This is a genomic window from Brevibacterium sp. FAM 27836 (assembly GCF_051351055.1).
Lineage (GTDB): Bacteria > Actinomycetota > Actinomycetes > Actinomycetales > Brevibacteriaceae > Brevibacterium.
This window is the reverse complement of sequence record NZ_CP195711.1, coordinates 1,448,539-1,466,783: the sequence shown is the minus strand read 5'-3', so window position 1 is coordinate 1,466,783 and position 18,245 is coordinate 1,448,539. Positions and strand designations below refer to the sequence as shown.

The window sequence follows — 18,245 nt, the reverse complement described above, 5'->3', positions numbered from 1 at the left end:
TGGTGACGAGACGTTCTCTTGTTCGTACTCTCGCTTCGGAGCTGAATCGATGCCTTTCGTTCTCTATCTTCTTGCCCTGGTGGTCTTCGCCATGGGTACTTCCGAATTCATGCTTGCCGGCCTCGTGCCCGACATCTCGACCTATTTCGGCATTTCCGTGGGAACCGCCGGTCTCCTGACATCGGCGTTCGCCGTAGGGATGGTGATCGGTGCACCTGCGATGGCAGCGCTCACTCGTCGCCTCCCAGTGAAAGCGACACTCTTGGGCTGCGTAGTCGTGTTCGCGTTGTCCCATGCCGTCGGAGCACTCACGCCGGACTTCACCGTTCTGTTCATTGCGCGCGTGATCGCCGCAGTTGTCAATGCAGGTTTCTTGGCTGTCGCCCTGGTCGCGGCGACGAAACTCGTGGCGCCCGATGCCAAAGGTCGGGCCGTGGCGATTCTGCTGGCGGGGACCACCGTCGCGACCGTCGCCGGCGTACCTGCGGGGGCTCTGTTCGGTACGGCACTCGGTTGGCAGTCGACGTTCTGGGCGATCGCCTTTCTCTGCGTCCCCGCTGCCGTCGGCATTGCCGCGGGCTTCACTGCTCAAACTGACCACTCGTCAAAGGAAGAGCCGTCCTCGATTTCACTGCGGGCGGAGCTGTCGCAGCTTGCCTCCCCGCGCCTCGTCTTGACGATGCTGCTTGCTGCCCTGGTGAATGCCGGAACCTTTTCCACGCTGACTTTCCTGGCGCCGATCGTTACTGATACCGCCGACCTGAGCCAGTGGTGGGTGTCGGTAGCTCTTGTGCTCTACGGTGTTGGCTCCTTCATCGGCGTCACGGTTGCAGGACGGTTCTCAGACTCCCGACCCCGAATCGTCATCGTGGTCGGTGGAAGCGTTCTTGTGCTCGGGTGGATCTCGTTGGCAATATTCGCGACGAACCCCGTCGCTCTGCTCGGGCTCATCTTCGCCCAGGGAGTGTTGGGGTTCGCTGTTGGGAGCACGCTGATCACGCGAGTGCTCTATGCGGCGGCGGGTGCGCCCACCATGGCGGGGGCGTATGCGACAGCGGCACTCAACATGGGCGCAGCCGTCGGCCCCGTCCTTGCCGCTGTGGCACTCAGCGTCATGCCAGGTGCTCTCGGACCTGTTTGGGTTGCCGTCGTCGCGACCGCAACGGCATTGCTGGTCGCAGTTCCACTTCTACGGCTGATTGCCCCCGTCGGGAGCGTCCTGACCTCTGACACCCAGTAGACTGCGCAAAGCCATGCGGCCCCGAGTCCATCAGGAGACTCGGGACCGCATGGCTATCGAGGCAGGGGCCGCATCGTTGTTGAGGCCATCGTTATCGAGGCCGAGGCCGCATCGTTGTTGAGGCGAAGTCCTCAGGGAGTGACGGGAGCGCGCGCCGGTGCAGGTTCGGAGCCCGCGCCTGTGGCGTCGGCGGCCGACACGGAATGGCTCGTGCCGACCGCGTCCGCGGAGTCGGCGGCCGGTGCGGAACCGGCGGCCGCTGACACGGAACCGGTCGCGCCAGGCGCACCCTTCGAGTCGGCGTCGCGCTCGACCTTCTCGGCGGCGAGAGCTGCGGCGAACTCCTCCTCGTCGGCGGCCTCGGCCCTCGAGTTCTCGCTGGCCGTCCAGCCTGTCTTGTTGAGCAGTATGAGCGTGCAGACGAGGGAGACGAGTGCATAGCCTGCGCTGAGGATCGCCACCGGAACGATGGAACCCGAGCTCGTGTACATCCACTGTGCGGCCGCAGCGGTGCCGCCTCCGACGGTCATCGAACACAGCTGGTAGGCCAGCGAGATGCCCGTGTACCGGACCCGCGTGGGGAACGCCCGGGCGATGATGCCGCCGATGCCGGCGTAGAACAGCGAATGCGGAACAGTCGCAGCGGCCATGGCTGCCAGCGCGATGCCGGGATGGCCCAATTCGATCGCGAAGAACATGAGCGGCATGAGGACGAACTCCGGCAGGATGATCCAGAAGATCGCCTTGCGCATGTCCTTGACCCGGTCGAGGATGATCGCGCCGAAGGGCTGGACGATGAACTGCACCACGAGCGCGAGCGTGACGACGGCGAGGAACGTCGACGAGCTGTACGCCCAAGAGTGAGAGGTGTCCGTGGCCCAGGCCGTGGCGAACGTCGTCTTGAGGTAGGTGACCTGGATGAGCGGCAACGCACCGGCGCCGAGGAGGATGAGCACCCAGTGCTTCCTGATCGCCTCGAAGGCGGGAACCTTGGCGACGGCGTCCTTCTTCTTCACGACCTTCATGTTCTCCGGCTCTTCGAGCTTGAGGCGGATGACGAGGCCGATGACGATGAGGAAGATCGAGGCGAGGAACGCGATCCTCCAGCCGTAGAGGAGGAACTGCGGGGTCGGCAGGAGCGCGAGGAGGAAGAACATGCCCGAGGAGATGAGATTTCCTGCCGGTGATCCCTGCTGGGCGAAGGCCGAGTAGAGGACTCCCTTGCCCTTCGGGGCGTTCTCGCTGGCGATGAGCACGGATCCGCCCCATTCGCCGCCGACCGCGATGCCCTGCAGGATGCGCAGGCAGGTGAGGATGATCGGAGCGGCGATGCCGATGGTCGCATATCCGGGCAGCAGTCCGACGAGGAACGATGCCGCGCCCATGAGCACGAGCGTGACGACGAGGGTCTTCTTCCGGCCGTACTTGTCCCCGAAGTGACCGAAGATGATGCCGCCGAGCGGACGCGCGAGGAAGCCCGCCCACAGCGTGACGAAGGAGAGCAGAGTGCCGACGCCGGCAGGCAGGGTGTCGGGGAAGAAGACATGCCCGAAGACCAGCGCCGAGGCGGTGCCGTAGATGTAGAAGTCGTACCGCTCGATGGTGGTTCCGATGAAAGATGCGATTCCGGCTTTGCGGGCACGTTTCGCGGTGTTGACCGAATCAGACATGCGATTCCTCTCAGGTGGAGCGTCATTGCGCCGACCGCTGCCAGGCGTCTCTGACGTGGCATGGGTGCTCGTTCACCGTAAGTTGCCCTTGTGCGCCGCGCAAACACTTTTTAGTTATATCGTCGTAACTTGGAGTGATGCTATAGCCGGGTTCCCTTATGTTCTGCGGCTTACCGGGCCGTGGGGCGCGAGGAGTGAATTTCTGCTGATACTGGCACCGGTAGTCCAGTAACGGATTGTTGCGTGATGTGTATCAGAGTGCGGCCATGCCCTCGCCGAGGCGGCTGTGCCCACGCGTGAAGCGAAGCAGACGCGCTCGCGCGCCGTTGCGGTGCCGGGCGGGGCGAGGCCGCCCGGTTCCAGCCGGGCCGGAGTGTCCGTGCGGCGGGGCTCGGTTCCTCAGTCGGCGACCGGGTCGGCGAGTGATTCCGAGGCGATGACGAGGTCGAGGGCGAGGTCGCCGATGAGTGTCGACTGATCCTCCTGGCGGACGGTGATCCATGCCTGCGGGGCATTCGGGCGAGTGCCGACCCGAGTGAAGATCAGTCGCTCATCGCCGTGGTAGCTGCGGGCCACCGGTGAGGGGACAAGCGAGACGCCGAGTCCGTGGGCGACCATCTCGACGGCGGCCGACCAGCTGGCCGTCCGATGGTGGATCTGCGGTTCGAAGCCGTGCGTGCGGCAGATGCCGACGACGGTGTCGTGATAGATCGGGGACGCGCTCTTGCGGAAGATGACGAACGGGGAATCGACCGCCTCGGCGATGGTAGTGATCGGTGAGCCGGCCGGAGCACACAGCCAGAACGACTCCCGGGCAGCCGGAGTGCAGACGACGCCGGGATGTTGGAGGGGCATGTGTCCGCAGGCGATGTCGATGTCGTGGCCGAGCAGCATGTCCGACTGCGCCGCCGAGGTGGCCTCCTCGGTGGTGACGAGGATGTCCGGGTGCGCTGCGGAGAAGTCCGTGATCGTCTGCGGCAGGCCCCGATGGAGGAAGGTGGCCACTGTGCCGATCGAGATCGACGTCGGCGCCCCCGTGTTCACTGCCGCCGCATATTCGTTGAAACGGTGGGCGGCTCCGACGGCGGACTTCGCATAGGGCAGCAGCGCCTCGCCGGCGGCGGTCAGCTTCGTCACGGGACTGCGGTGGAACAGCAGTTTGCCGACGAAGTCCTCGAGTCTCTTGAGTTCGGCGCTCAGTGCCGGCTGCGAGATGTTCACCGCGTCGGCGGCGAGCTGGAACTTGCCGTGCTCTGCCAGGGCGATGAAGTACTGGAGGCGCTTGAGACTCGGTTCAGCCATAACCGAAGATTATCAGGGTTAAGAGAATTGTCTTTGTCAGCCCCAGGTTCTCGGGCATACGGTCGAAGAAACCATCAAAGGAGATTATCTTGCGTGAGACTGCTTCGTCGCCCGATACGACCATGACCCCCGTGCCGGACAGCTACGGCATCGACCGCTTCGCCGACGACCGGTCGCTGAAGGATCTCCTGCCGCTCTACCTCGACGAGAAGCTGCTCGCGCACCTCCGGCCGGTGTTCGAAGACCTCGGGCCCCGCCTCGGCGGAGAGCTCGACGACCTCGCTCACGATGCCGACGTCAACCCTCCGGTGCTCAAGCACCGCACCCGCAACGGCGCCGATCAGCAGTCGATCGAAATCCATCCGGCCTACCGGCGCCTGCAGGAAGTCGCCTTCGGCGAACTCGGACTGGCCGCAATGAGCCACCGGCCCGGTGTCCTCGATTGGGACGAACCGATGCCGCCGATCGTCAAATACCTCCTCGTCTACCTGTTCACGCAGGCGGAATTCGGGCTGCTGTGCCCGGTGAACATGACCGACTCGCTCACCCGCACCCTGCGCAAGTACGGTTCACCCGAACTCGTCGAGCGCTTCATCGGCGGACTGACGAGCACCGATGTCGACACCCTGACCCAGGGCGCGATGTTCATGACCGAACAGGACGCCGGCTCCGACGTCGGCCGGGCGACGACCACGGCCGTCGACAACGGCGACGGCACCTGGGCGCTGACCGGTGAGAAGTGGTTCTGCTCGAACGCCGACGCCGAACTCGCCATGGTCCTCGCCCGCCCCGAGGGTGCACAGCCCGGAATCAAAGGCATCGGACTCTTCCTCTTACCGCGCACTCTTGAGGACGGTTCGCCGAACTCCATGCGCATCGTCCGCCTTAAGGACAAGCTCGGCACCCGGTCGATGCCCAGCGGCGAGATGAGCCTGCAGGGAGCGACGGCCTACCTCGTCGGCGATATCGGACGCGGATTCGTGCAGATGGCCGATATGGTCAACTCCTCCCGCCTGTCCAACGCCGTGCGCGCGGCCGGCCTCATGCGGCGGGCCTTCGGCGAGTCGAAGTTCATCTGCCGCAATCGCGAAGCCTTCGGTTCGACGTTGAGCAAGCTGCCTCTGCAGCGTCGCCAGCTCGCGAAGATCATGACGACCACGGAACAGGCGCTGTCGATCTCCCTGCACACGGCGGACGTCTTCGCCCGGGCCGATGCCGGTGACGCCGAAGCCGCCTCGGTTCTGCGCATCCTCACCCCGCTCATCAAGTTCCGCGCCACCCGCGACGCCCGCAAGGTCACCGCGGACGCGATGGAGATCCGCGGCGGAGTCGGCTACATCGAGGAATACGGCGACGCCCGCGTCTTCCGCGATTCCCAGCTCGGATCGATCTGGGAGGGCACTTCGAACATCGTCGCCCTCGATGTCATCCGCGCCGCCCACCGCTCGGGTGCGCTGGGGCCGCTGTTCCTCCACCTGGAGAATCTCCTCGCCGAGGTGGCCGACCTCCCGACCGTGTTCCATGAGCAGGTGAGCACGCTGAGTTCGAAGCTGCGGCAGCGGATCGAATCCACGCCCGAAGGTGCAGATCAGGCGCGCGTGCGCCAGCTGGCGACCGCGACCTACAACCTCGTGACCGCGGTCATCATGGCCTGGGAAGGCGCCCGGGTCGGTGCCGATCGCGGCGATTGGTCGCGCCTCGTCACCGCCTCCTTGGTGCTCAAGCACAAGCTGATGCCGCAGGATCCGCTGGTGCCCGTCGTCGAAGACGATGCCGTCCTCGACACCCTCATCGACGATGTCGGCATGGGCCGGGACGAAGCGTTCGCGGCCGTGGAGGACATCCTCGGCGGGGGCGGTTGCGGCCGATCCGACGATGAGGGGAGTCTCGATCGGCCCGATGGCGAGGGCGGCTTCGGTCGACCCGACGACGAGGGAGCTGCGCGCCACGGCGGGAGTGCCGAATGAGCGCGGGGGCACTCGCCGGGATCACGGTCGTCGATCTCTCGCGCATCCTCGGTGGGCCCTACTGCACGCAGATCCTGGCCGATCACGGCGCCGAGGTCATCAAGGTCGAACCGCCGGCCGGCGATGATACGCGCACCTGGGGTCCGCCGTTCGTGGCCCCCGAGGTCTCGAGCTACTTCGCCGGGATCAACCGCAACAAGCAGATGATGACACTTGACCTGCGCACCGCTGAGGGACAGGAGACGCTGCACGGGCTGCTGGCCGGTGCCGATGTGCTCGTCGAGAACTTCAAAACCGGGACCCTGGCCAAATGGGGACTCGACCCCGTCGAGGACATCCCGCACCGCTACCCGCGCCTCGTGCACGCCTCGATCACCGGGTTCGGTGATGACGGGCCGCTGGGCGGGCGGCCCGGCTACGACGCGATCATCCAGGCGATGTCGGGCCTGATGTCGGTCAACGGCGATGAGTCGACCGGGCCGATGCGCATCGGCATGCCCGCCGTGGACATTGTCACCGGACTCAATGCCGCCCTCGGCGTGCTCATGGCGCTGCAGGAACGAGTATCTTCCGGGCGCGGTCAGCGGGTCGAGACGACGTTGTTCGACTGCGGGATCTCCGTGATGCATCCGCACCTGCCGAACTTCTTCGGCGGCGGATCGGTGCCGAAGCTGACCGGCAACGACCACCCGAACATCGCTCCGTACTCGGCGTTCGCGACCGGCGCGGGGCAGGTGTTCATCACCGCCGGAAACGACGGACAGTTCGCCAGGCTCGTCGACCACCTCGGTGTTCCGGGACTGGCTGAGGACCCGCGGTTCGTCGACAACGCCGCGCGCCTGGGCAGCCGGGACGCGCTGCGCACCGAGCTCGAAGCGCTCATGGCAGAAACCTCCGCGGAGAAGCTGGCAGAGGAGCTCATGGCCATCGGTGTGCCCGCCGGACCGATCCTCAACGCCGCCGAGGTGGTCGAGCACCCGCATACCGCCCACCGTGAGATGGTCGTGGAGATGGCAGACGGCTGTCGCGGTGTGGCCTCGCCGATCAAGCTTGCCCGGACCCCGGCCAGCTACCGGATCTCACCGGTGCAGGGATCGGCGGAGGTCTCTGGCGGCGGGGAGTCGGCCGACGCAGATTCTGTCGACGTCGAGTCGGCAGGTGTCGGCGATCAATCGGATGCTGAGCAGTACGCAATCTCGACAAGCCGAAATGCGTCCGCCTGAGGTCATCTGCCGTTCGGGTGTGGGCCGGTCTCAGTTGTCAGTCTGCTTCGGGTGCGCAGTATGGACTTGCTCCAAGTAGACGGTGCCTCCACTCACGTAGAACCAGATCCGAGCGCTTCCTTTGAGCGTCGGCTTGAGCTGCCATCGTTCAAAGGAAGCTCCTTGCCGGACGATGCGTGCCAGATCGCCCTTCAATGGGTAATTCGTCGGGGTGATCTCGAGCGGCGTTCTGGTGAGGAAATCCCAGGCGTCAGCCATCGGCCCACGGGTTGTTGCGCATAGATCGCGCCATGCTCTGCTGGCCTGGCGAGTTGCGAACCTCAGGTCGTACTCACTCTTCTTCGTCGGCCGATCGACCTTTGATTCCTTGGCCATTTCACGTCACGGACGCGCGACTGGTTCAGGGTCATCGAGCCAATCTATGTCTTCCGAGCCAAGGCCGGCGGCCAACGCTTCTGCCGTTTCTCGCCATGATGTGAGAGTGGAGACGGCAAGGTGGGACTGTCCGACGGAGAAGCTTGCGCGGGCGGCGTCGAGAACCTCGCGGGCACATTCGTTGCGATCCTGTTCCGAGAGCGCGAGCATCCACGGAAATTGGTCGGTCATGAACTGCGTGAGGTCTCCATCGCTGCGGGTTGCCGCACCGATGAGTTGAGCGGCGATCTCAAGCAGCTGGTTTCGTGCGCTGTCTTCTCGTTCCGACATGAGGATCAGAGGTTCCGCATCGCGGCGAGTGACGACAACAGGGTGGTCGGACGCGGCAGCAAATACCTCTGCTGAGCCGCGGCTCAGCTCAGAGGATTTGAAGGTGGCACGTGCTTCTGTCGTCATGCTCTGATTCTAGTTCAGAACGTGTTCTGAATTCAAGAGAGCCAAGAGCAATCGCTGCACCGACCCATCGGGAGCGTGGCTCTCTGCGGATCTCGCTGTGGGCCTACGGGTGGCTGGCACGAGTCCAGTACCTCCTCGGCGAATGGGACGAAGCGCTGCGGCCGCGGAGACGCCATCCTCAGCGATTATCTGGCGATGCAGGTGCCGGCCCGTCTGGCACGCTCCGTCGCCGCCGATCTTCGCGGAGACCACGACGGTCGGGCCGCTGCTCTGCGGCCCCTGCTCGACGTCTACTTGTGGACGGACTCGCGCAGCTCCTTCTGGCCCTGGGGGTGGGAGATCGTCGATGCCCTCATCGCCGTGGGACGGAGTGAACAGGCCGCCGGGATCGCCGACAGCTTCCACGCCCATGCCGCTACATCGGGTGCCTATATGCGCGGGTGCGCCGAGGCGGCGAAGGCCAGGGCGGCACAGGACGCCGGTGACCTCGCCGAGGCGGAGCGCGGTTTCGACCGCGCGCTGACGATTCTCATGGACGGCCAGAATGACACGACCGTGGCGAAGGTGCTGTTCAGCCGCGGCCAGATGCTGAGAAGAGCCAATCGCCGTCGTGATGCCGTCGAGAGCCTGGTCCGGGCGCGGGAGTTCTACGAAGGGGTGGGCGCCGAGGCCCAGCTGAGACGCTGCGACCGGGAGCTGCGTGCCACCGGCATGGCGTGGCGAGGCAGTCCCGACCCGGACGGGAGTCCCGTCGCGCCGGAGGGCGTGGACACCATCGTCCTGACGCTGCAGGAGATGTCCGTGGCCGACCTCGTCGTCCAGGGCATGACGAATGCCGAGGTCTCACGCCGGCTGTTCATCGCGGAGAAGACGGTGCAGTACCACCTCACACACATCTACGAGAAGTTCGGGATCCGGTCGCGCACGGAATTGGCGGCGGTCCACCTCGGCGACGGCATGCCCGAAGTGTGAATCCGTGCGGGAGGAAGAGCGGGATCGAGGCGACGAGTGCCCCCGGCATGATGCCGGGGGCACTCGTTACTTGCGGGAAGCCGAAGCTGCCTTGAGCCTCAGGTGTTGCGACGGATGTAGGCGTTGACGTCGTCGCTGTTGAACAGGTCGGGAACGGTCCAGCCGTCGAGGTCGTACTCGCTCATGCACTGTTCGACCATGCCGTTCATGGTGTCGACGGTTCCGTTGTTCTTCGCATTCATAAGCATTTCGACGCGGACGTTCTCATGGTTGCCCGAGTAGTTGCGCTCGTAGAGTTCGTGTCGTCCGCCGAACTCCGAGCCGATGCTGTCCCACATCAGCTTCATCAGTTTGACCCGGTCGACGGCCTGCACCCCATTGGAGCCGCGGACGTACTTGTCGAGGTACGGGCGGATCTCCGCGTTCTTGAAATCCTGTGCACCTGAGGGCAGGTAGATGAGCCCTGATGCCACGTCCTGCTCGATGATCTCCTTGATGCGTGCGTAGCCGTGCGCCATGAACATGCGGTAGGCCATGCCGTAGTCCATCTTCGGCAACACGGAGCCGTTGGGTCCCTCATCGGGGTTGAGCATCATGCCGTCGACGAGGGCCCAGAACATATTGCGCCAGCCGATGACCTCACCCGCTCGGGCCTGCACGCCGCGGAAGTCCTGGGTGCCCGCGATCTCAAGTGCCTTGAGCAGCAGTCCGGCGATGAAGTCGAGCTTGACGGCCAGGCGGATGCAGCCCTGGTAGGTGAAGCGCTCGATGAACCCGGTCTTCGGCATGAATCCGTTGATCTGATCGGGGTCACCGTAGGCGAAGATGTTCTCCCAGGGAACCAAGACCTTGTCGAAGATGAAGACGGCGTCGTTCTCGTCCATCCGCGAGGACAGCGGATAGTCGAAGGGAGTGCCGGTGACGGCGGCGTTCTGTGCGTACGAGGTGCGCGAGATGAGCTTGATGCCCGGAGCATCCATCGGCACAGTGCAGATCAGCGCGTACTCGGGTCGCTTGATCGGCAGTCCGTAGTGGGAGATGAAGTTGAAGTTCGTGATGGCCGAGCCGGTGGCCACGACCTTCGCGCCCGAGACGATGACGCCGTTGTCGGTCTCCTTCTCCACCTTCATGAAGACGTCTTTGACCTCGTCCGGCGGCAGGTGGCGGTCGACCGGCGGGTTAATGATCGCGTGGTTCCAGTAGAGGACTTTCTCCTGTGACTCCTTGTACCAGCGCAGCGCGTTATCCTGATACGGAGAGTAGAAATCGGGCATCGAGCCGAGGGTGCCGAGGAAGGAGGCCTTGTAGTCGGGGGAGCGGCCGAGCCAGCCGTAGGACATCCTCGCCCATTCCTCGATCGCGGTGCGGCTCTCCCGCAGATCGTCCACGGACTTCGGCATCTTGAAGAAGGGGTGGGTCTTGCCCCCGTTGCCTGTGTCGGTGTCGACCAGGAGCTTGTCTGCGGTGGCCTCGTCATGGAAGCCGTCGTAGAGCCGGGCGACCATGCGTACCGAGTTGCGGAAGGCCGGGTGGGTGGTGACATCGTCCACGCGCTCGCCGTGGATGTAGACCTCCCTGCCGTCACGGAGGGACTCGATGTACTCGTCCCCGGTCATGGGCAGTGTCGGGTCGGCCGGGGTGGTTCGTTCGGACATGGAGTCCTGTGTGTTCTGTTCGATGGTCATGATGACCGTCCTTTCCTCGGTGTGGTGAATCTGCGTTGATGGACACGGGAGTGGGAGGCATCGGCCGAGTGCGCGCACGTCGTTCCGACTGCCGGGTGCCGGTGAAGCCGGCGTCAGCTGTTCAGAAGGACTTGAACGACGACGAGCCTTCGAACCAGCCGTGGGCGATCGAATCCCCGGAGGCCTCCCACGGGGCACCCCCGTGGAGAGTGCCGGAGTGGTGGAACTTGCCGGAGATGAAGACCAGCGGGTCCTTGTCGCTGACCTCCAGCGCGATGACCTCGCCGATGACGATGAGGTGATCTCCGCCGTCGTAGATCTTCCAGGGACGGCATTCGACGGTTGCGGCATTGCCGTCGAGCACCGGGATCTCACTGGCGCAGCGCCACTGCAGGGGCTCCTTCGACGGCTTGCCTGCGAAGTTGAGGCAAGTGGTCAGCTGGTCGTCGGCCATAATGTTGATCGCGAACGGCCGATCCGCGAGGTATTCGGACGCTTTGTTCCCCCGGATCAGCGTCACTTGGGCCAGGGGCGGATCGAGCGATACGGCGGTGAAGGCATTCACCGTGGCACCGTGCGGTTTGCCGTCGGGAGCCTGACAGGTGACGACGGTGACGCCGGTGGCGAACTTGCCGAACGCGTTGCGCAGGCTCTTCGAATCGATCGGCTGTCCGTCTGTGAGAGCTGTCGATGTCTCAGTCATGGAAGTCGTCCCCTCCTTGGAACGTGCGTCGTCGGGCGGTGCTGGCGAGCGATATCCACGAGTGTTCTCGGTCACGCTGTTCGACGGAAGGGGCCGTCCTCTGTGTGACAGGTCCTGTCCCGAACTGGACAACGCGATATCTCAGTGCGATTGATTGAGACGCAGAGGGGAAAGCTCCGGTGACTAACGCACGACGGAGCGCCGCCGTTCGAGCGGGGTCATCCCGGCATGGGCCTTGAAGACCTGGGAGAAGTGGGACGGAGAGGTGAATCCGCAACGTCGTGCCACCTCGGCGACGGTCGTATGAGGCTCTGATTCGAGCAGCTTCTCGGCAGTCCCCACCCGATGGCGCTGCAGGTGGGAGGCGAAGGTCTCGTCGCGCGCGGCGAAGAGTCGAGAGAGCTGACGTTCGCTTACTCCGACCGCTGAGGCGACATCGGATCGGTCGAGCGAGCCCTCGCCGAAGCGGCTTTCGATCTCTCGTACTGCTCGTCTGTATAAGGTGTCTCTGTCGGCGTCCTGCGTGCGGGACACCATCCGGTCGACGAGTTCGAGGGACTCCTCTTCGATGCGAGCTAGGTCGTCCGGGGGAGTGCGCAGGGCGGTGTCGATGAGCGAGGCCAGGGCTGTGGCGGTCGGATTCGCACACGGGGCACCCGACCCGGTGGCGAAATCGATGACCTGCGGCTCCGGAAGCTGCATGCCGCCGGTGAGATGGGTGAAATCATCGCGCGGGATGGTGAGCACGAGTTCGTAGAGTCCGGCGGTGAATCCGCGGACGAACGGCCGATCGGCGTCGTAGATGACTGCCTGACCGGGGCGGAGGAAGAGTGTGCCTTTCGAATGGTAGAAGAACGCTTCGCCGTGGATCGCGAAGAAGATGGCGATGTCTCCCGTCGGGTATTCGGAGATCAGTCGCTGCGACCGCTCGACGATCTGCGAAGAACCCCGGACACCGGCGAACCTCAGCTTCGGAAGTTGGAGATTGATCTCCTCGGCAGTGAGGACGGCATCTTCCAAGGTGCGGATGTCGAGACCGATGAGCGCCTTCGCATTGTGTGCCTCCCAGTACTCGATGCGGTCGCGACTGGGGATATGGGAGGTCGTGAAGCTGAGCCGGCTCGCGGCCGGATGAGAATCTTCTGTGCTCGTCATCGTTTCTCTCCTGTCGGTTGCTCGGAGTTGTCGACTGATTGCGTCTGCGAGAAGTGGATGCGCTGTTCTCCGTCTGGGTCTTGGGAATCGCCGGCCCCCCAGGTCGCCGGCTGTCAACAACGAGAGCGCCATGTCGGTGGCGACGTGCTCGTCACCGACATGGCGCTCTCTCCTCGGGATCACCCTCGCCTCGGCGCGCGGGCCCCGTCGCTTTCCGGGCCGGCTCAGGCCTCGGTGTCGAGGACGAAATTGTAAGTGACCATCTCACCCTCAGCATCAGGGTTGGGCTGCGGATCGAGCATCAGCTCGGGCTTGACGGCCGAGGCGATGTCATCGTCGTTGTGCGGATCGCCGGGGAAGTACAGTTGTGAGGTGATGAGCTGGTGATCGGGCGCATACACCTTGAAGTGCATGTGCGCCGGTCGCCAGGCGTGCCAGCCGGCGGCCTCGATGAGCTGACCGCAGGCTCCCTCGGTGGGGATCTGGTAGGGCGCGGGACGGATCGTGTGGATCTCGTATTCGCCGGCGTCGTTGGCCACGAAGGTCCCGCGGAGGTTCCACTCGGGCAGCCCGGGCGCGAACTGGGAGTAGAAGCCGAAGTTGTCGGCGTGCCAGAGCTCGAGCTTGGCCCCTGGCAGCGGCTCCCCGCTGACGGAGGTGACCTGACCCTTGAAGACGAAGGGTGTGCCCGGCTCATCGGTTCGCATCGGGATCGTGTCGTTCCACGCGAATTCCGGGGAGTCCGAGACATAGTAGGGCCCCTCGATGGTGCCCTTCGACCCTTCACGGTCTTCGTTGGCGACCTCTTCGACGGAGTGCTCGAGCCAGACGTCGAGGAACAGCGGCCATTCGCCGTCCTCTCCGACCTTGATCAGCCACGCCTTCAGCGCGTTGTACTCCTCATAGCTGACCTGCTCTTCGATGACGAGGTCGTTGAGAGCCTTGATGGCCTTTCCGGCCAGCAGATCGACCCGCTCGTGGTCGACGACTCCGCCGGAGCCCGTGCGAGCCTGACGCTCACGGAACTGGGCGGAGGCATTGGCGCCGGAATCGGCGGCCTTGGCGTCGACTTCGGCGGTGAAGCTGTTCTCTGACATGTGTCTCTCCTTTGATACAGTGCCGGATCGGTTCCGGCGTCGAGATTTTTGGTGAGCGGAACTCTGACGGGCGGGCCGTCAGCGGGCAGGCGAGCGCCGGCTGCCCGCCTCAGATATGGGATGGATGCGCGGCCAGCGGGGTGACGGTGATCTTCATATGGGGGAAGAGCGGCAGGCCGCTGAGGATGGTGTGGAGTTCGTCGTGATCGGCGACGTCGAAGACCGAGTAGTTCGCGTACTCGCCGGCGACCCGCCAGATCTCCTTCCACCTGCCGTCGCGTTGGATCTCCTGCGAATAGTTCTTCTCACGGGCCAGCAGATCGGCGGTGTCGTCTGCCGACAGGTCCTGCGGCAGGGTGACGTCCATTCTGACGAGGTAGAGCATGTTATCTCCTTCGAGGTCGGGGTCGGATAGTCGGGATGAGGGGTCGGTTCGGGGTCTCAGTCGATGCGGTATCGGGCGAGCTTGTCCTCGTCGATGATCGTGCCGACGCCGGCCACGGTCGGGGCACGGACCCGTCCGTCGGTGATCTCGATCGGGGAAGCGAGCAGGTCATCGGCCATGTCGAGGAAGTTCGAGAGTTCGGCCGGCCACCGTGAGGAGTGTTCGAAGGCCGCCCCGAAGGTCACCGTCGCAGTGCTGCCGAGCTGGGTGTCGATCTGATTGCCCATGAGGACGTCGAGGCCGAGCGCCTCGGCATACGAGAGGATCTTCTGGGATTCGGTGAAACCGGTCCGGGCGGTCTTGATCGACAGCGCGCTGGCTCCGCCCGTATGGATCTCGCGGGCCGCGGCGCCGAGGTTCGGTGCCGATTCGTCGGCGACGATCGGAATGGTGGAGGCTGCGACGAGGCGGCGTCGGCCGAGGATCTCGTCGGCATCGTCGGGCTCTTCGAAGAACCGCAGGTCGAGCCCGGCCGTGGCCTCGAGCACCTGCGCGGCTTCGGTGGCGGTCCACCCGCGGTTGGCGTCGAGATAGAGCAGCACATCCTCGCCGAGCTCTTCTCGCAGAGCGGCGACGAGTTCGACGTCGAGGGAGACCGGACGTCTGCCGACCTTGATCTTGAACGACCGCACCCCGTACGTCTCGGTGAATCTCTGCGCTTCCTCGACGACCGCCTCGGTGGGGGCGAATCCGAGCATGTGGGAGACCTCGAGCGAATCGGCGAACCCGCCGAGGAGGCGGTGGACGGGCGTGTTCAGCGACTTGCCGATGAGGTCCCACAGGGCGATGTCGACCCCGCCCTTGGCCGTCTGGTTGCCGATGGTGCGGTGCAGCCGGGAATGGATGAGGGCACGGTCGAGCGGATCGGCGCCCAGCAGCGCCTCCGAGAAGACACCGTTGACGATGCCGACGACGGATTCTTTCGTCTCTCCGTAGGTGTAGGGGCGCGGCGGGATGTCCGCACAGCCGACGAGGCCCTCATCGGTTACGATCTGCAGCAGCACGTGCTCGATGTGGTGGACCTCGCCGCTGGCGAACTTGAGCGGTTTGCGCATGGGAACGCGATACGGGACGGCTTCGATGCCAGTGATCTTCACGCTGGCTGCTCCTTCTCATCGGCGGTGGGGTCGTCGATGTTCTCGCCGACGACTTCGGTGATGCTCTCGATCATCCGGGTGGTGGTGCGGGTCTCCTCATCGGAGCGCCAGACGACGGTCAGGTCGGTGCGCGGCGCCTCGTCGATGGTGCGGAAGCGGATTCCGGGGATGCCGAGGGCGGTGGCGGTGTGGGGGACGATCGCGGCACCGAGACCGGCGGCGACGAGCGACATCAGCGTCGACGTCTCCGAGGCCCGGACGGAGTAGTCGGGGCGCGAACCATGTCGGCCGAGGAATTCCGCGGTCATCTCCGACATCGTCGACTTCTCGGGATAGCCCACGAGGGCATGCTCGCCGAGTTCTGCCGCGGTGATCGATTCGGGCGCATCGAGAGCAGAATCCGAGGGCACGGCGAGGATGGAGGGCTCGCTGCCGATGACGCTGCTGCTCACTCCCTTCGCCTGGGTGCCTCCACGCAGCAGAGCGATGTCGATGCTGCGGTCGAGCAGGCGGTCGACGAGCCGGGGAGTGACCATCTCTCCGCTGACATTGAGCTGCAGCTTCGGTGCGGCAATGGCCGTGCGCCGCACGACCTGCGGCATGATCCCGTACGTCGTCGACCCGGTGAAGCCCAGACGCAGCGGCCCGGTCAGTCCCGCGCCGATGAGCTGGACTTCCTTGCCGAGGGCGTCGAGGTGGGCGAGCACACGATCTGCCTCTTCGAGCAGGTGGGCGCCGGCATCGGTGAGCGACACGGAGCGGGTGGTGCGGTTGAGCAGAGTGGTCCCCAACTGCCTCTCGAGCTTGCGGATCTGCTGCGACAGGTATGGCTGTGCGAGTTTGAGGCGTTCGGCGGCCCGGCCGAAGTGCCTCTCGCGCGCGACCATGGAGAAGTACTCCAATTGGCGGGTCTCGAGTTTCATCGGGCGCCGATCAGTTCGGTCGCATCACCGGCACCGGCCGGTGCGATCGCGCCCGTGGCGCTGGTCATCCGGATGCCCCGGAAGCGCGCGGCATGGGCGAAGTCGTCGAGGTCGAGGCGTTCGCCTCGGTGGGCGGCGATGCGCAGGGCCAGGCGCAGCACCATCTTGATGTCGCGGGCGGTGATGTCGGGGAACTCCGCGACGAGTCGGTCGAGGAGATCGTCGCCGAGTTCCACCTCGTTGCCGGCGGCCATGATCTGCCAGATCTGGCGGGCATCGTCTGCGGACGGGGCCTGATAGTCGATGACGGCGGCGCAGCGAGCCAGGATCGCTTCGTCGACTCCGTTCGTGCGGTTGGTGGTGAGGAACAGGAGCCCGTCGAAGTATTCGAGAGTGCGGAGGAACTCCGCGACGATGGCGTTCTGAGTGAGGTCGAACCCGCGTTCGAGGACGAAGACGTCGGCCTCGTCGAGCAGCAGCACGGCATTCCAGCGCTTCGCCCGGTCGAAGATGATCTCGAGGTTCTTCCGCACGGCCTCCGGCGTGATGCCCAGGGACCCGGAGTGGATGGAGTACAGGGGTTTGCCGATGACCTCGGCGTAGACTTCCGCGGTTAGGGTTTTGCCGACTCCGGGGCGACCTTTGGCGAGGATGACGTTGCCGGCGGACTTGCCTTCGATGATGTCGCCGGTGAAGACCTCGATGTCGGTAGTGAGGATGGTCAGCAGCTCTCGCTGGTCCGGCGGCAGGACGAGCTTGTCCTGGAGGGTGGGGTCGTATTCGTAGGCGCGCAGGTCTCCGGTGTTGACGTCGAGATAGTCCTGGGCCGCGAGGTCGAATACGCGCACCGCGGTGAGGAGGGGAATCGGTCCGTATTCGCCGGCGTCGAAGAGCACCGAGGCGCTGACTCCGCGCAGACCGGCGATCTCGTCGGGGGCGACGTCGTTGACGACCTTGCGGCCGCTGCGCCGGTTGGCCGCACGGTGGTCATCGGTGCGGATGGCGCGTCCCGTGAACAGGTACTGGCAACCGAATCCGTGGTCGATGATCTCCTTGAAGTCTGCGCGACGCCGGGAGTATTCGTCTTTGAGTTCGGGGGATTCGCGGAAGGCTCCGGCCGCGGTGAGCGCTTCTTCCGGGGTCTTGCCGACGATTTCGGTCTCTTCGAAATAGAGGATGCGGGGTGCTCGGGAGGGGCGTTTGACCGTGGGGTTGTCGGCTTCGAGGGTGACCTTCACGCGGGGTCCGCGGGTTTTGTCGCCGTGCTCGACGTCGATGCCCACGACGAGATACGGGTGGACATACCCGTCGGATTCGCGCAGATAGAGCCAGCCGTCGATGCGGGCGGCACGCAGGAATTCGCGGAAGATCTCGGCGGCCGAGGCGATGTCCGGGATGACCGGGCATTCGCCGTCGCGGCTGGAGCGCACGGCTGCGACGGTGCGTTCGAAGGATTCCTCGCCGAGGATGTTCGCCCGGTGAGCGAGATCCTCCAGTGCCGCGTCGGTGAGCTCCCGGTCCGGGATCCCGATGTCCTTCGACCGCCAGTTCTGCGCCCGGGTGCGGGTCGTTAACAGGGCGTCGGACTCGGTGTCGGCGACGACGGCGGTGGGTGCGATGAACATCGTTGTTCCTCTTTCGAAGGTGTGGGCGGTGCGTGATCGTGGGGCATGGGTGGCCCGGGTGAGGTATTGCCCATGAGCTTATGTGCTTCGCATCTTGATTTAAAGGATCGAAAACGTCTCGATTGAGAAGTAGATGTAATGAATCGAGGTGGAGGCGGCTGTGTCCGAGATATCGGACGGAACTTGACGCGGGCCACTTCCGCATTCTGCTCCAGTCGTCAGAATGGATGGTGTAGTCAGAGCCGACAGCGCAGGGGAGTCCACACCTCGGCGCGACGGCGAAGCGGCAGCCAAGCATCCGCCTCGTCGG

At 64.8% G+C, this 18,245-nt stretch carries 16 protein-coding genes; 4 read left to right on the top strand and 12 right to left on the bottom strand.

The genetic code is table 11. The features are described 5' to 3' along the window. Nucleotides 1-49 precede the first annotated feature (49 nt). The gene (locus tag ACSE4D_RS06655; protein ID WP_436326848.1) at nucleotides 50-1,240 is read left to right on the top strand and encodes a Cmx/CmrA family chloramphenicol efflux MFS transporter; all 1,191 of its coding nucleotides are present in this window, start codon (nucleotides 50-52) and stop codon (nucleotides 1,238-1,240) included. Nucleotides 1,241-1,371: 131 nt separating this feature from the next. On the opposite strand, the gene ACSE4D_RS06650 is transcribed toward ACSE4D_RS06655, so the two are convergent. Both ACSE4D_RS06650 and ACSE4D_RS06645 read right to left on the bottom strand, forming a co-directional pair. Then, on the bottom strand, nucleotides 1,372-2,910 hold the full coding sequence (locus ACSE4D_RS06650; protein WP_436326847.1) for an MFS transporter: 1,539 nt from the start codon (nucleotides 2,908-2,910) through the stop codon (nucleotides 1,372-1,374). A 399-nt stretch (nucleotides 2,911-3,309) separates the two neighbouring features. Then, on the bottom strand, nucleotides 3,310-4,212 hold the full coding sequence (locus tag ACSE4D_RS06645; protein ID WP_436326846.1) for a LysR family transcriptional regulator: 903 nt from the start codon (nucleotides 4,210-4,212) through the stop codon (nucleotides 3,310-3,312). An 89-nt stretch (nucleotides 4,213-4,301) separates the two neighbouring features. On the opposite strand from ACSE4D_RS06645, the gene ACSE4D_RS06640 reads away from it, so the two are divergent. Further along, entirely contained in the window at nucleotides 4,302-6,179 is a 1,878-nt protein-coding gene (locus ACSE4D_RS06640; RefSeq protein WP_436326845.1) for an acyl-CoA dehydrogenase family protein, read from the top strand. Beyond that, entirely contained in the window at nucleotides 6,176-7,402 is a 1,227-nt protein-coding gene (locus ACSE4D_RS06635) for a CaiB/BaiF CoA transferase family protein (RefSeq protein ID WP_436326844.1), read from the top strand. Before ACSE4D_RS06640 ends, ACSE4D_RS06635 begins: the two co-directional genes overlap by 4 nt. Before the next feature lie 30 nt (nucleotides 7,403-7,432). Here ACSE4D_RS06635 and ACSE4D_RS06630 read toward each other — a convergent pair whose 3' ends face one another. Next, nucleotides 7,433-7,777: a hypothetical protein gene (locus ACSE4D_RS06630; RefSeq protein ID WP_436326843.1), complete on the bottom strand. Its 345-nt coding sequence runs from the start codon at nucleotides 7,775-7,777 to the stop codon at nucleotides 7,433-7,435. Nucleotides 7,778-7,783: 6 nt separating this feature from the next. Next, a complete protein-coding gene (locus ACSE4D_RS06625) occupies nucleotides 7,784-8,233 on the bottom strand; it encodes a prevent-host-death protein (RefSeq protein WP_436326842.1) in 450 nt (149 codons plus the stop codon). Nucleotides 8,234-8,428: 195 nt separating this feature from the next. On the opposite strand from ACSE4D_RS06625, the gene ACSE4D_RS06620 reads away from it, so the two are divergent. Beyond that, entirely contained in the window at nucleotides 8,429-9,205 is a 777-nt protein-coding gene (locus ACSE4D_RS06620; RefSeq protein WP_436326841.1) for a response regulator transcription factor, read from the top strand. 98 nt (nucleotides 9,206-9,303) lie between these two features. Here the strand turns inward: ACSE4D_RS06620 and ACSE4D_RS06615 are convergent, their stop codons facing one another. From ACSE4D_RS06615 to ACSE4D_RS06580, 8 genes are all read right to left on the bottom strand, one after another. Beyond that, nucleotides 9,304-10,890 carry a 4-hydroxyphenylacetate 3-hydroxylase N-terminal domain-containing protein gene (locus ACSE4D_RS06615; protein ID WP_436326840.1) on the bottom strand — a complete coding sequence of 529 codons (1,587 nt, stop codon included), beginning with the start codon at nucleotides 10,888-10,890 and terminating at the stop codon, nucleotides 9,304-9,306. Between the two features lie 121 nt (nucleotides 10,891-11,011). Then, nucleotides 11,012-11,593 (bottom strand): flavin reductase family protein, encoded by a 582-nt coding sequence (locus ACSE4D_RS06610; RefSeq protein ID WP_436326839.1) that lies wholly within the window; start codon nucleotides 11,591-11,593, stop codon nucleotides 11,012-11,014. A 183-nt stretch (nucleotides 11,594-11,776) separates the two neighbouring features. Further along, the gene (locus ACSE4D_RS06605; RefSeq protein WP_436326838.1) at nucleotides 11,777-12,748 is read right to left on the bottom strand and encodes a helix-turn-helix domain-containing protein; all 972 of its coding nucleotides are present in this window, start codon (nucleotides 12,746-12,748) and stop codon (nucleotides 11,777-11,779) included. Nucleotides 12,749-12,972: 224 nt separating this feature from the next. Beyond that, complete coding sequence (catA, locus tag ACSE4D_RS06600; RefSeq protein WP_436326837.1) at nucleotides 12,973-13,845, bottom strand: catechol 1,2-dioxygenase; 873 nt, start codon at nucleotides 13,843-13,845, stop codon at nucleotides 12,973-12,975. Between the two features lie 109 nt (nucleotides 13,846-13,954). After that, nucleotides 13,955-14,230, bottom strand: coding sequence for a muconolactone Delta-isomerase (catC, locus tag ACSE4D_RS06595; RefSeq protein WP_436326836.1), 276 nt, complete (start codon nucleotides 14,228-14,230; stop codon nucleotides 13,955-13,957). A 56-nt stretch (nucleotides 14,231-14,286) separates the two neighbouring features. Next, complete coding sequence (locus tag ACSE4D_RS06590; RefSeq protein ID WP_436326835.1) at nucleotides 14,287-15,387, bottom strand: mandelate racemase/muconate lactonizing enzyme family protein; 1,101 nt, start codon at nucleotides 15,385-15,387, stop codon at nucleotides 14,287-14,289. After that, nucleotides 15,384-16,310 (bottom strand): LysR family transcriptional regulator, encoded by a 927-nt coding sequence (locus ACSE4D_RS06585; protein WP_436326834.1) that lies wholly within the window; start codon nucleotides 16,308-16,310, stop codon nucleotides 15,384-15,386. Before ACSE4D_RS06585 ends, ACSE4D_RS06590 begins: the two co-directional genes overlap by 4 nt. After that, nucleotides 16,307-17,935 (bottom strand): AAA family ATPase, encoded by a 1,629-nt coding sequence (locus ACSE4D_RS06580; protein ID WP_436326833.1) that lies wholly within the window; start codon nucleotides 17,933-17,935, stop codon nucleotides 16,307-16,309. The genes ACSE4D_RS06585 and ACSE4D_RS06580 overlap by 4 nt, the downstream gene beginning before the upstream one ends. Between the last annotated feature and the right edge of the window lie 310 nt (nucleotides 17,936-18,245).

Excerpts from the sequence above, each read along its gene's own strand:
- ACSE4D_RS06655 (WP_436326848.1), top strand. The coding sequence starts at position 50 with ATGCCTTTCGTTCTCTATCTTCTTGCCCTGGTGGTCTTCGCCATGGGT.
- ACSE4D_RS06650 (WP_436326847.1), bottom strand. The coding sequence starts at position 2,910 with ATGTCTGATTCGGTCAACACCGCGAAACGTGCCCGCAAAGCCGGAATC.
- ACSE4D_RS06645 (WP_436326846.1), bottom strand. The coding sequence starts at position 4,212 with ATGGCTGAACCGAGTCTCAAGCGCCTCCAGTACTTCATCGCCCTGGCA.
- ACSE4D_RS06635 (WP_436326844.1), top strand. The coding sequence starts at position 6,176 with ATGAGCGCGGGGGCACTCGCCGGGATCACGGTCGTCGATCTCTCGCGC.
- ACSE4D_RS06630 (WP_436326843.1), bottom strand. The coding sequence starts at position 7,777 with ATGGCCAAGGAATCAAAGGTCGATCGGCCGACGAAGAAGAGTGAGTAC.
- ACSE4D_RS06625 (WP_436326842.1), bottom strand. The coding sequence starts at position 8,233 with ATGACGACAGAAGCACGTGCCACCTTCAAATCCTCTGAGCTGAGCCGC.
- ACSE4D_RS06620 (WP_436326841.1), top strand. The coding sequence starts at position 8,429 with ATGCAGGTGCCGGCCCGTCTGGCACGCTCCGTCGCCGCCGATCTTCGC.
- ACSE4D_RS06615 (WP_436326840.1), bottom strand. The coding sequence starts at position 10,890 with ATGACCATCGAACAGAACACACAGGACTCCATGTCCGAACGAACCACC.
- ACSE4D_RS06610 (WP_436326839.1), bottom strand. The coding sequence starts at position 11,593 with ATGACTGAGACATCGACAGCTCTCACAGACGGACAGCCGATCGATTCG.
- ACSE4D_RS06605 (WP_436326838.1), bottom strand. The coding sequence starts at position 12,748 with ATGACGAGCACAGAAGATTCTCATCCGGCCGCGAGCCGGCTCAGCTTC.
- catA (WP_436326837.1), bottom strand. The coding sequence starts at position 13,845 with ATGTCAGAGAACAGCTTCACCGCCGAAGTCGACGCCAAGGCCGCCGAT.
- catC (WP_436326836.1), bottom strand. The coding sequence starts at position 14,230 with ATGCTCTACCTCGTCAGAATGGACGTCACCCTGCCGCAGGACCTGTCG.
- ACSE4D_RS06585 (WP_436326834.1), bottom strand. The coding sequence starts at position 16,310 with ATGAAACTCGAGACCCGCCAATTGGAGTACTTCTCCATGGTCGCGCGC.
- ACSE4D_RS06580 (WP_436326833.1), bottom strand. The coding sequence starts at position 17,935 with ATGTTCATCGCACCCACCGCCGTCGTCGCCGACACCGAGTCCGACGCC.